Source organism: Cellvibrio sp. pealriver (assembly GCF_001183545.1).
Taxonomy (GTDB): domain Bacteria; phylum Pseudomonadota; class Gammaproteobacteria; order Pseudomonadales; family Cellvibrionaceae; genus Cellvibrio.
The window spans coordinates 3,778,364-3,791,047 of record NZ_KQ236688.1; the positions used below are offsets into that span (position 1 = coordinate 3,778,364).

At 46.8% G+C, this 12,684-nt stretch carries 13 protein-coding genes; 11 read left to right on the top strand and 2 right to left on the bottom strand.

Going from position 1 to position 12,684, the window contains the following annotated elements:
* The first annotated feature begins 37 nt into the window (after nt 1–37).
* From pepP to VC28_RS16460, 8 genes are all read left to right on the top strand, one after another.
* On the top strand, nt 38–1,351 hold the full coding sequence (pepP, locus tag VC28_RS16425; RefSeq protein ID WP_049631599.1) for a Xaa-Pro aminopeptidase: 1,314 nt from the start codon (nt 38–40) through the stop codon (nt 1,349–1,351).
* A gap of 11 nt (nt 1,352–1,362) precedes the next feature.
* A complete protein-coding gene (gene ubiH, locus VC28_RS16430; protein ID WP_049631600.1) occupies nt 1,363–3,897 on the top strand; it encodes a 2-octaprenyl-6-methoxyphenyl hydroxylase in 2,535 nt (844 codons plus the stop codon).
* A gap of 21 nt (nt 3,898–3,918) precedes the next feature.
* Nucleotides 3,919–4,431 carry an MgtC/SapB family protein gene (locus tag VC28_RS16435; RefSeq protein WP_049631601.1) on the top strand — a complete coding sequence of 171 codons (513 nt, stop codon included), beginning with the start codon at nt 3,919–3,921 and terminating at the stop codon, nt 4,429–4,431.
* A 38-nt stretch (nt 4,432–4,469) separates the two neighbouring features.
* Entirely contained in the window at nt 4,470–4,844 is a 375-nt protein-coding gene (locus VC28_RS16440) for a hypothetical protein (RefSeq protein ID WP_049631602.1), read from the top strand.
* A gap of 284 nt (nt 4,845–5,128) precedes the next feature.
* Complete coding sequence (locus tag VC28_RS16445; RefSeq protein WP_039912329.1) at nt 5,129–5,338, top strand: cold-shock protein; 210 nt, start codon at nt 5,129–5,131, stop codon at nt 5,336–5,338.
* 119 nt (nt 5,339–5,457) lie between these two features.
* Nucleotides 5,458–5,775 (top strand): DUF3301 domain-containing protein, encoded by a 318-nt coding sequence (locus VC28_RS16450; RefSeq protein ID WP_049631603.1) that lies wholly within the window; start codon nt 5,458–5,460, stop codon nt 5,773–5,775.
* Between the two features lie 16 nt (nt 5,776–5,791).
* Entirely contained in the window at nt 5,792–6,349 is a 558-nt protein-coding gene (locus tag VC28_RS16455; protein ID WP_049631604.1) for an NUDIX domain-containing protein, read from the top strand.
* A gap of 121 nt (nt 6,350–6,470) precedes the next feature.
* The gene (locus tag VC28_RS16460; protein ID WP_049631605.1) at nt 6,471–7,316 is read left to right on the top strand and encodes a hypothetical protein; all 846 of its coding nucleotides are present in this window, start codon (nt 6,471–6,473) and stop codon (nt 7,314–7,316) included.
* 61 nt (nt 7,317–7,377) lie between these two features.
* Here VC28_RS16460 and VC28_RS16465 read toward each other — a convergent pair whose 3' ends face one another.
* On the bottom strand, nt 7,378–8,100 hold the full coding sequence (locus VC28_RS16465; RefSeq protein ID WP_049631606.1) for an acyltransferase: 723 nt from the start codon (nt 8,098–8,100) through the stop codon (nt 7,378–7,380).
* A 106-nt stretch (nt 8,101–8,206) separates the two neighbouring features.
* Here VC28_RS16465 and VC28_RS16470 point away from each other — a divergent pair, with 106 nt between their 5' ends.
* Nucleotides 8,207–8,815, top strand: a complete 609-nt coding sequence (locus VC28_RS16470) for a class I SAM-dependent methyltransferase (protein WP_049631607.1) — start codon at nt 8,207–8,209, stop codon at nt 8,813–8,815.
* Between the two features lie 28 nt (nt 8,816–8,843).
* On the opposite strand, the gene VC28_RS16475 is transcribed toward VC28_RS16470, so the two are convergent.
* On the bottom strand, nt 8,844–9,680 hold the full coding sequence (locus VC28_RS16475) for a MipA/OmpV family protein (protein ID WP_049631608.1): 837 nt from the start codon (nt 9,678–9,680) through the stop codon (nt 8,844–8,846).
* A 114-nt stretch (nt 9,681–9,794) separates the two neighbouring features.
* On the opposite strand from VC28_RS16475, the gene dbpA reads away from it, so the two are divergent.
* Together dbpA and VC28_RS16485 are read left to right on the top strand one after the other, a co-directional pair.
* The gene (gene dbpA, locus VC28_RS16480; protein ID WP_049631609.1) at nt 9,795–11,174 is read left to right on the top strand and encodes an ATP-dependent RNA helicase DbpA; all 1,380 of its coding nucleotides are present in this window, start codon (nt 9,795–9,797) and stop codon (nt 11,172–11,174) included.
* A gap of 181 nt (nt 11,175–11,355) precedes the next feature.
* On the top strand, nt 11,356–12,669 hold the full coding sequence (locus VC28_RS16485) for a gluconate:H+ symporter (protein WP_049631610.1): 1,314 nt from the start codon (nt 11,356–11,358) through the stop codon (nt 12,667–12,669).
* Nucleotides 12,670–12,684 lie beyond the last annotated feature (15 nt).

Genomic DNA, 12,684 nt, shown 5'->3' on the forward strand with positions numbered 1-12,684 from the left:
GTGTGAACAACCGTGAAAAAAATGTGTGAGTGCACCCATGAGAATTTCCCGAACTGAATTTGCCCGCCGCCGTAAACAATTAATGGCTCAAATGGAGCCTAACTCTATCGCCATAGTACCTGCTGCGCCGGAGCGCCCACGTAGCCGCGATACGGAATATCACTACCGCCAGGACAGCGATTTTTTATATCTCTCCGGATTTGAAGAGCCGCAAGCTGTGCTGGTATTAATCCCCGGTCGCGATCACGGTGAATATGTTTTGTTTGTGCGCGAGCGCAATCGTGAGCGGGAAATATGGGATGGCTATCGCGCGGGGCCGGAAGGTGCTTGTAGCGAATTTGATGCTGACGATGCATTTCCGATTGATGACATCGATGAAATTCTGCCGGGGCTGTTGGAAGGGCGGCAGCGCGTGTACTACTCCATGGGGAAAGACAGCGAATTCGATAAGCATGTGATGGATTGGGTCAACACTATTCGCGCAAAAGTCCGCTCCGGTGCCACACCACCGGGTGAGTTTTTGGATTTGAGCCATTTTTTGAATGACATGCGTTTATTTAAAAGTGCTGCCGAATTGCGTGTGATGAAAGAAGCGGGCGAAATTTCAGCACGCGCCCATGTGCGTGCGATGAAGGCTGCTAAACCGGGTGTGATGGAATATCAGCTTGAAGCCGAAATCATGCACGAGTTCCAAATGAGCGGTGCGCGTTTCCCTGCGTATAATTCCATCGTCGGCGGCGGAAAAAATGGTTGCATCCTGCATTACATTGAAAATTCCGCGCCGTTGAAAAATGGCGATTTGGTATTAATTGATGCCGGTTGCGAACTGGATTATTACGCGGCTGACATTACCCGCACCTTTCCGGTAAACGGAAAATTTTCACCCGAACAAAAAGCGCTATACGACATTTGCTTGCAAGCACAGCTGGACGCTATCGCTGAATGTAAACCCGGTAAACATTGGAATGATCCACACGAGGCAACCGTCCGTGTGATTACCGAAGGTTTGGTAAAAATCGGTTTGCTGGAAGGCGATGTGAGTGAATTAATTAAAAGCGAAGCTTACAAAGAATTTTATATGCACCGCGCTGGCCATTGGCTGGGAATGGATGTGCACGATGTTGGCGATTACAAAGTCGGCGGTGAATGGCGCGTGCTCGAACCGGGCATGGTAATGACCGTAGAGCCGGGCATTTATGTTGCGCCTGACAACGAGCGTGTTGCGAAAAAATGGCGTGGTATTGGCATCCGCATTGAGGACGATGTCGTAATTACCAAAGACGGCAATGACGTACTCACTAAAGATGTACCGAAAACCGTCGCCGAAATTGAAGCCCTGATGGCAGGTTAATATTATTTGCTATGACCCAATCGTTTGAATTTGATATCGCCATTATTGGCGGCGGCATGGTAGGGGCAAGTCTTGCCAGTTTGCTTGCAGCCAGTTTACCGCAGGTGCAAATTGCCTTAATCGATTCACAGCCATTTGCGCGTGCCGATGAAATACATTTTCAATCCAGTTTTGATGCGCGCTCAACCGCACTCTCGCTCGGTTCTGCGGAAATATTCAAGCAGTTGGGTTTGTGGGGTTTGCTGCAGCAGCATGTGACAGCAATTGCGCAAGTACATGTATCGGATCGCGGGCATTTTTTAGGTGGTGTGATTGATGCAGCCGAGCGCGATTTGGATGCGGTGGGTTATGTTGTTGAAAATACCTGGCTGGGTAAGGTGCTGCTTGCACACGTGCAAGCACAATCCAATATTCACTGCTTCGCCCCTGCACAAGTTACCCACATTGTTCCGCATGAACATTCTGCACAGCTACATTTAGTGCACACACACCCGGAAAAAGGTGAACAGGTATTGCTGATCAATACCTCGCTGGCTGTGATTGCAGATGGTGGCGAATCAACGTTGCGTCAACAGCTGGGAATCGGTACCGATGTTCGAGCATATGAGCAAACGGCGATCATCACTAATGTAGAATTTTCCGAGCCACACAATGGTGTCGCGTTTGAGCGATTTACTGATCAAGGGCCAATCGCGTTATTACCCTTGGGTGAATCACATCATTCATCCCAGGCTGCTTTGGTGTGGACATTACCGTCTGCACAGGCAGAAGAAATACAATCCGGTAGTGATGAAATATTTCTTGCGCAGCTGCAAGAGCGTTTTGGCCATCGTGTGGGAAAATTTACCCGTGTCGCAAAACGGTTTGCCTATCCGCTGCAATTAACTTTGGCGCAAGAACAAGTTCGCTCTCATCTCGTGTTGATGGGAAATGCTGCGCACTTTTTGCATCCGGTTGCCGGGCAAGGTTTTAATTTAGCCTTGCGCGATTGCGCATGCTTGACTGAGACACTGCATAAAGCAGCGGCTGACAATAAATCGCTCGGCGATTTAGCGGTGCTGCAACAGTATGTTGCGAAGCAAGCATTGGATCAGGAAATTACCATCGAATTCAGCGATAAATTGGTTCGCCTTTTTTCTAATAACCAATTGCCACTTATTGCGTTGCGGCACTTAGGCTTATTAAGCCTTGAATCGCTACCATTGTTGAAAGACCAGTTTGTGGCGCAAACAATGGGAACTGCGGGGCGTAAATATCATTGGAAACCAGACGGTTTTCTTGCTGCCGAAAAAACGCCTGCCGGTGATCCTGCATCAAAAATTATTCCCGAAAAATCGTCGCATTTCGATGTGATTATTGTAGGGGCAGGGTTGGTTGGCGCATCACTGGCTTGTGCGATTGCACAATTGGAGTCTGCGCAGTCGTTGCGTATTGCCGTGATTGAAGCGGGTAATTCCGCTGTGCAGTTTAATGGTGATAGTTTTGATCCGCGTGTGGTTGCGCTGACACATGCATCAGAACATTTACTCCAAAAAATCGGCTGCTGGAATGGAATTATCAACGAGCGCGTATGTGCATATCGCGAAATGAAAGTGTGGGACGGTGAAGGCACTGCAGCGATTGAATTCGATTGTGCGGATGTGCAGCAAAATCATCTCGGACACATCGTTGAAAACTCGTTGCTTGTGGCGCATTTGCGCAAGCGCATGGACGAATTCGCGACTATTCAATTAATTCAGCCTGCGGCAGTCACCGCACTTCACTCTGAGGCAGATATGGCCTCACCTGTGCGCATCACCTTGAACAACGGCGATAACATCACCGGATCATTATTGATTGCGGCGGATGGTGCGCATTCCAGTGTGCGCGAACTGGCCGGTTTTGCAACGCGCGAATGGGATTACAACCAGCAGGCAATTATCACTACCGTACGCACAGAGCAGCCGCATGAATTTACTGCCTGGCAGCGTTTTATGCACACGGGCCCTCTGGCATTTTTGCCGCTGCAACACAAAGGTGATGCGCATCAGTGTTCCATTGTGTGGTCGGCTGATGACGATCTTGCGCAGGAATTGATGGCGCTCGATGACAAACAGTTTTGTGCGCGGTTGACGGATGCATTCGAATCGCGCTTGGGTAAAGTCATTCACTGCGATCAGCGTTATTGCATTCCTTTGCGCCAGCGTCACGCAACATCTTACATACAGCAAAACATTGCATTGGTTGGGGATGCGGCGCACAACATCCATCCATTGGCGGGGCAAGGTGTTAATCTCGGTTTGTTGGATGTTATTGCATTGGTAGATGAAATTGAACGCGCGCTGGTACGCGGCATTCCGCTTCATGATGCATCTATTTTGCGCCGTTACCAGCGTCAGCGGCTTGCGGGTAATCTTGGCATGATGACGGCAATGGAAGGTTTCAAGCGGTTATTCGGCAGTCGCTCAATCGCCATCAATTGGCTGCGCAATACCGGCATGCGCCAACTAAACTCTGTATCAGGCATCAAAAAAATCATTATCAATGCGGCGCTGGGTGTGCCTTAACAGCCTAGTCAGGATGAGTTTATGGATTTATCACTATTTTCAGTTGCGCCCTTTGATTGGGCGGGTATCGGGACATCATTACTGTGCGGCAGCATCATCGGGATTGAGCGCCAATTGCGCGGTAAGCCAGTAGGTATACGCACATCATCATTGATTACCTTGGGAACCTATATTTTTATTGCGGCATCCTTATATGTGTCTGCACACATGTCTGGCCCCGAAAAGGTAGTGACTGACCCATCGCGGATTATCGGGCAGGTCATTACCGGTATCGGTTTTTTGGGCGCAGGTGTGATGCTGGCACGCGATGGTTTTGTGTTGGGTGTGACATCGGCTGCGACTATCTGGGTGTTGGCGGCTATAGGGGTGGTCATCGCCATTGGCTACCACATGGTTGCGATTAAATTATCGATAGTGGTTATCGCTGTTTTGGTGGGTGTGGATTTGTTAGAGGATTACTCCCAGGCGTTTACCCGGGGTGTGCATAAAAAATATCAGGATTGGCGCGGTAAAGGTAAATCCAGCTCTGACTGATTGGTGTAGAAAAGTAACATTTTTTTAAAGAAGTATTTATGTCAAAACTCTTGATTGTTTCAAATGTATTAAATCTCTTTTTATTGATGATTTTGTTAGCGTCAATTGCCGGTTTTATTTCGTTTTTAAATATCTACGGATTATTTTTGGCCTGCGTAACGGCAGCAGTTGCATGGGGTGTGTATAAGCATCGGCGATGGGGCTATTTTGCCGCGGCAGCATGGGCCTTGGCTTGTTACCAATTAGCCAAACAAGGCTATGAATTTCAAAGCATTAAACGCCACGTCATGATATTGGGTTTTACATTAATTCCTGTTGCACTGTTTTTGCACGAAACACTGGGCAAGGCTGCTGCAAAAACTGCACAAAATCATGGCAAAAAAACACAAGATGACTCAAAAATGCCCGATTAAATGTGTCCCTCATACACAGCCTAATAATTATGTGTCGATATTCTCTAAATTCCCTTATAACTGCTTGACTCGGCGCGGGCTAGTGTTTTAATTTTGATCTGCTACAGATTGAGATCCGCCCCAAGACTAGGCTTTTGTAAGACAACCGCTTGCTCAAGACACTTGGACGTACCACGACCTGAGCAATAGCTTTATTACAGGCTATTTCACTCTGGCTTTTAGTAAAGTCGGTTTTTTTGTTCGGTCAGCTACGCTGACGTTTTAAGATGCAAGATGAGGAAACTATGTCAGATCTAGTCTCTGGTGTTGTTAAGTGGTTCAATGATGACAAGGGTTATGGTTTTATTGAGCGTGAAGGCGGTGCCGATGTATTCGTACACTTCCGCGCAATTAACGGCAATGGCCGTAAAACCTTGAAAGAAGGTCAAAAAGTGACTTTCGAAGTGACTCAAGGTCAAAAAGGTCCACAAGCTGAAAACGTAACTCCACTCTAATCTGTGTGAGTTTCGAAAAGGGTGATTGAGCAATCAATCACCCTTTGTTGTTTTTAATGGTTACTTCTTTTCTGTCATTGCTTTTACAATGATGCTTTCCCTTCTTTGGTTTGTTCCCCATGTTTGATTTGCAATCCATTATTTGGCTTACCTTGATTGCCATCGCTATTTATTATTGGCGCGGTGCATTACGTGTGAAGGAGCGCGCCTATATTGCTGCGCAAAAACGCTGTGCTGAAATGGATGTGCAATTGCTTGATGAAAATGTGTATTTGCGGCGTATCTGGTTCAAGCGTAACGACAAAGGCGTTCTCTCGCTTTGGCGTGCATTTTATTTTGAATTTACAGTAGGCGGTTCAGACCGTTATTTGGGCCGCGTCATTATGCTTGGGCCTCACATTACCCATGTAGAGCTCGATCCTCATCGGGTACATTGAGTGGAGTGCGTCAGTGATGAATGAAAAAATAGGCGGTTGGAAAACAAAAACATCCCAAGTGATGTATGAAAATCCCTGGATAAAAGTATCTCACGAAGAAGTGATTACCCCTAAAGGGACTGATGGCATTTACGGTGTGGTGCATTTCAAAAATACCGCAATCGGTGTGGTGCCAATCGATCAAGATGGAAATATCTGGCTGGTAAAACAAAGCCGATACTCACTCAACCAATACACATGGGAAATTCCCGAAGGTGGTTGCCCGCAAGGTGAAAATCCACTGGATGCGGCAAAGCGTGAATTGGAAGAAGAAGTGGGTTTGCGTGCGAACCAGTGGCAGCAGTTAATGACTATGCATTTGTCCAATTCGGTCACGGATGAATATTGCGTAGTGTTTGTTGCACGTGATTTGTTTGCCGGTCAGCAACAGCTGGAAGCGACGGAAGATATTGAATACAAAAAATTGCCGCTGCAGGATGCCATAGCAATGGTGCTCAGTGGTGAAATAACCGATGCAATATCGGTTGCTGCGTTGTTACGCGTTGCTTTGGATTTAAAAGACTATTTGGAGTAACACTCGCGCTTACTGATAATGATAATAACGGAATTACATTTTTTAACAGCTTAATGTTCAAGCTCTGATTAGTGTTTGGTATTTGTCCTCCCTTCATACTTTTTTGGTTAAGGAAATCTCAATGAAAGTTGTCAATCTACTTGCCTGCGCGCTTCTATTGGTCGCAGCCTCTGTGTCTTACGCCAATACCTGCGAAACCAATTTCCGCGCCGAGGGTGATCCTCGTAATGGTGCAGAATTTTCTACATCAACCAGCTTTTCTGATCTCAATGCATCCAGTGCGCTAGGGCAGTTGCGCACAATTGCACTTGCAGACGGGTTTAACGTTCTCGGGGAGGAATTAACCGCTACCGAAGGCACGTTGACCATCGAGCAGAAAAATGGTCGTCATCCGTTTCTGATTTATCTTACTGCGGTGAACAAGGGTGCTACGGCCGATGTTAGTATCCGCACAAAACTGAACCGGCGCACGGTCGCCAAGCCGGAAGATATCCGCAAAGGCATGTGTGGAATGATTGCGCGGATCAAAACCGGAAAAGAGGGCGAGGCAATTGCAGCCAAGGCTCGTGCAGCCATCAAACCCGAGCCTGTTATCGAAGAGCAGCCACGCTGGTTGGCGAAAGATATTTATCGCTTATCAAAACGAAAAACTGCAGAAATGATTACCGCGCATTACAAGGGGAAGCGCTATCTTTTGGATGGCACAATAGGCACGCCGCTTGAAAATGAAGGAACGATTGAGCTTTGGTATAAAGTCACCATCGACGGAAATAGTTTTATGCGAACGCTCGACACGGACGAGTCCACATTCTGGCCACCAATTGTGTGCCAAATGGCGAAAGAGGATCGCGCTGCGGCTGCAAAATTAAGTGAAGGTGAGTTCGCCAAATTGACTGGAACTTTTTCGCACTTCCAGAAAGGAATGCCAGATAGAGTCGTGCTGAAAGATTGTCGGTTCAGCCATTAGTAAAGTTCACACGCACTCTTGGAATTCTCTGGGGGTGCGTGTAGCTGACGATCAATTTTCATTAATCTTTTTGGTTGGGTGAAATCAACGAACGCAGCCAATTAATCCACCCATTATTTCCCAGCATAAATTTATCCAGCTGATTCTGATTATCAAAATAATGCTCCGGATCGCTGAACAATAATTCGCGCTTTAACATTCTGCGGTTTGGATTAATGTTTTTAATAATCCGCGCAGGATTCCCCGCCGCCACCGAATTTGGTGGAATGGATTTGGTTACCACCGAGCCTGCGCCTATCACCGAATTTTCGCCAATAGTCACGCCTTTGGTGATAATCACTCGCTCGCCAAGCCATACATTATTTTCAATCACCACAGGTTTGGTGCAGCGAAAGGGACGGATGCGGTTATAGATGCCGTGCCAATCGCTATCGCTAATAATGACATTTGCTGCAAACATGCAGTTATCGCCAATGCGGATAGATTTTGCGGATGAAATTCTCACGCCGGGTGAAATCAAACAGTAATCCCCAATAACAATTTCTGCATCGGCTTGTTTGCTTGGCCAGCTGGTGAATCGCACACAGTTATCACTCGCACAAATAATTTGTGCGTATTTTCCTAGATGAATATTACGCCCAAAAATAACCAAGCTACGCGGATGTGCAATTTCCGGGATGCTGCCCAAACTATCAAACTGCGGAGCAATAAAACGTTTTACATACCAGTTGTTAATTATTTTGTATAAACGTTTAACCGGGTAGGGCGTATTGCTGCGGCGCATTGTGGCCTCGATTGATTGCTGATGGGCTTGGCTGTTTGTTATGGACATGCCTGTTAGAAGGGCATGTCTGTTAGAATGCGGGTTCAATTATGAGTGAGAATAAGCCATGCTGCCAATTGATATCGAAACCGTAAAAGGATTTTTGGATCCCGTTGAAGGTGCTGCGTTGTATGAGTACGCCGCTGCAGTTGCCAGTCGTGCGCCCTGTTTGGAAATTGGCAGTTATTGTGGAAAATCCACAGTGTATCTTGGCAGTGCATGTAAAAAAAATAATAGCGTGCTATTTGCTGTTGATCATCATCGTGGATCGGAAGAGCATCAACTTGGTGAGGAATATCACGACCCTGCGTTGTACGATTCCGCCGCCGGGAAAATGGATAGCTTCCGTGAATTTCGCCAGACATTAGCGCGTGCAGAGTTGGAAGATGTCGTGGTTCCTATTGTTGCGCCTTCAAGCCTCGCTGCGCGCTATTGGTCAACACCATTGTCACTTGTCTTTATCGATGGCGGCCACAGTATGGAAGCTGCCCTTAACGATTACCGCTGTTGGACGCCTCATGTTATGCGCGGTGGTTGGCTTGCGATTCACGATGTGTTCCCCAACCCCGCTGATGGCGGTCGTCCGCCTTATGAAATCTGGAAGCTTGCACAAGCATCAGGTTTATTTGAGGCGATGCCTCTGGTGAAAACCCTCGGTTTATTAAAACGGCTTTAAGGTATTTTGCGCAGTGTTTAGGTAAGGTCTATTTGATCACCCAAATAAATGCGATGCCACCGCGATAAGAGTGATTGCTCACCACAAGTGAACTGTTGGTAAAATCTGCGCCCTCAATGTTGTCGTAGCGAATAAAAAAAGCCAGTTGGGTATTAATGCCGTTGTGATTGAATTTACGGCTAAATGCCGCTTGGTTATTCCAGCCGCTGTAGCCGCCGCTAGCATCAAAATAATTGCGCGTTGCTGTAACGTAATCATGATCTACCTTGTAGTAATAATCGTGATAATCCTCGCTCGCAAACGCAACGCCTGCGCGATAAGTAAATGTCCACTCCTGCAATTTATTGCGATACACAAACTGCGGCGTAAATACTGATCCAATATAACCTGAATCCTCTGCGCCTATGGCGAATACCGCGCGCCACGGAATTTGCAGATGCCAGCCTTCTGCAAAACTATCACCCGTTAAATTGATATTGAATGATGGCCCCAGCTCCAATGTTGAACCCAACTCCGGCATGTCTTCACGCAATGTGCTTTTGTCTGTTTCGGGGGTGATGGATGCACTTGCACTGACGGTAAATTCATATTGGTCTGTGCGTAAAAAATTGCCACGCACGCCGTCGCGGTCAGAGCGGATAATTTTTCCGCGATAAACAAAATAAGGAATGGGGCTAATAAAACTGCGATATTCATCGGAGCCGCGATAATCTGGGCCAGAGACCGCTCCAACCCCTAAACCCAATTCCCATTTTTTGGGGTTGCTGTCAGATGGGTCCTGATTTTTTTGCGCATAGGCAGCACTGCTTAAGAATGTCAGCAAAAGTGCTGCAATTGAAGGCTTGAATAACAAATGTAATTGCATAGAACTGATCTAATCCTGTCGTGGGGCTTGTTCTTTTCTGTGGGCGACTTGGTGGAATTTTACTGGTATTCTGCCGGCATTATCCATGCAATTACTTTTTAGATTGAGATTTCCGTGAATACGACTGCTTTTGCCTCGCTTCCCCTTAACCCTGACATGCTCGCTAATCTGGAATCACTGGGTTACAACGAGATGACCGATATTCAGGCGCAAAGTTTGCCATTGGTATTGGCGGGCAAGGATATTATTGCCCAAGCGAAAACGGGCAGCGGAAAAACGGCCACCTTTGGTATTCCGTTATTGGAAAAATTGAATGTCCGCTTTTTTGGTGTGCAGGCGTTAGTGTTGTGCCCTACACGTGAACTCGCCGATCAAGTTGCTAAAGAGATTCGTCGCCTTGCACGTGCAACGCACAATGTAAAAGTATTAACGCTCTGTGGTGGTGTATCGATTGGCCCTCAAATTGGCTCGCTTGAGCGGGGCGCGCACATTGTTGTGGGCACGCCGGGGCGTATTGTGGACCATATTTCCAAAGGCACTTTAAAGCTCGACAGTATCAATCAACTGGTGTTGGATGAAGCTGACCGCATGTTGGAAATGGGCTTTGCAGATGATCTTGAAGCAGTGATTGCTGCCTGTAATGCTGAGCGCCAGACATTATTGTTCTCGGCAACTTATCCTGATGATATTAAAAAAATCAGTGCGCGTTACCAGCGCGACCCACTGATGGTAAAAGTGGAGGCGATTCATAACGACACTAATATCGAGCAGCATTTTTATGAGCTGCAAGATACCAGTGAAAGTTTTCCGGCAGTGCTGTCATTGCTCGCGCATTTCAGACCTGAAACGTCTATTGCGTTTTGCAATACCAAAATTGCATGTGACGAATTACTCGATTATTTGCGTGATCACGATGTCAGCGCATTGACCCTGCACGGCGATTTGGAACAGCGCGAGCGCGATCAGGTATTGGTTCGTTTTTCCAATAAAAGCTGTTCGGTATTAATCGCTACCGATGTGGCCGCACGCGGTATTGATATCAAAGGTCTGGATGCGGTGATCAATGTGGATTTGGCGCGCGACAGTGAAGTGCATGTGCATCGTATTGGGCGCACCGGACGCGCGGGTGAATCTGGTTTGGCGTTAAGTTTGGTAGTGCAAAAAGAAGTACACAAAATTAACCGTCTTGAAGATTACATGAAGCAATCGATTACGCTGGAAAAACTTCCACAAAGCGATAGCCGGTTATTGCCTGAGCCGGCAATGGTAACGATTAATATTGATGGCGGTAAAAAAGATAAGTTGCGGCCGGGCGATATTATTGGTGCGTTAACTAAAGATGCCGGGTTACCGTTTGAAAAAATTGGTAAGATCGACATGTTTGATTTTACCGCTTATGTCGCTGTTGATCACAGTATCGCGAAAGCAGCGCTCAAGCAGTTATCCGATGGAAAATTAAAAGGCAGGAAATTTCGCGCTCGGCGTTTGAAATAATCAAAGCGCCGATATTAAAGGTGAAGTTCAAAAGCCGTATTTAAAAATAAAAACGTAAAAGCTCTGAGAGAATAGATAATCGTTAAATATTGTTAAATAAAAAACACGATACCTATTTTTTCGTATCCTGCAGTTTCTTCTTTATCCACACTCACAATTAGAATAACGAGAAGGTACTTGTATGGCTATTGCCGCAGTCATTATTGCAATCCTTATTCTGGTGGTACTTATCACCTGGGTAAAACTCAATCCATTCCTTGCGTTTTTGGTTTCGTCTGTCTGCGCTGCGATAATGCTGGGCATTCCTCTGGATAAAATTCCCGCTACTATCGAAACGGGTATTGGCGGCATGCTCGGCTCACTGGCGGTCATTCTGTGTTTGGGCGCTATGTTTGGAAAGTTAGTGGCTGAATCTGGTGCTGCCCAGCAAATCAGTAGCAGCCTTATGCGCTGGTGTGGAAAAAATTACATCACCTGGGCGTTGCTGTTGACCGGTTTTATTGTGGGCATTCCGCTGTTTTACAACGTTGGTTTTGTGCTCTTGGTGCCATTGGTGTTTTCAGTGATGCACCAGACCAAATTGCCGGCGGTGTATTTGGGTATTCCGTTGCTTGCAGCGCTGTCGGTCACTCATGGATTTTTGCCGCCGCATCCGTCTCCGGTTGCATTGATTCCGCAATTTGGTGCTGACATGGGCACAACATTGCTGTACGGGTTATTGGTAGCAATTCCGACCATGATTATAGCGGGGCCGATTTTTTCCTCGACGCTAAAAAATATTCACAGCGTACCTCTTGCCACATTTAAACCAGCCGATTTGCCACCCGAAAAATTGCCCGGCATCGCCAATAGTTTTGTCACGGCGTTGTTGCCGGTATTGCTGATTGCGTTGACTAGCCTTGCGGTTTACGCAATGCCATCGGCCATTGCCGATGCACCTGTCACATTGTTCTTCGCCAATTCAATGGTGGTATTGATGATTGCATTGGCAATTGCTACCTATTCGTTGGGCATCAAGCAAGGCATGAGCATCGGCAAGGTGATGGCGGTGTATGGCGATGCGATAAAAGATATCGCGGTGATTTTATTAATTGTTGCGGGCGCGGGTGCATTAAAACAAGTGATGGTGGTGAGTGGGGTGAGCGATCAGCTTGCGCATTCGCTGGAAAATATTGCTATTAATCCACTGATTTTGGCGTGGTCAATTGCAACTGTTATTCGCATTGCATTGGGTTCCGCAACGGTTGCAGGATTAACCGCTGCAGGGATTGTGGCCCCGTTAATTCCGCTAACCGGCGCTGATCCGAATTTGATGGTATTGGCGATTGGTGCAGGAAGTTTAATGTGCTCGCACGTTAACGATGCCGGATTTTGGATGTATAAGGAATATTTTAATTTGAGTTTGAAAGATACGTTTAAATCCTGGTCGCTGATGGAAACGATTATTGGTGTGGTTGGGCTGATGGGTGTGTTGGCACTGGATGTTGTTGTATAGAATTCTTTTCTGATA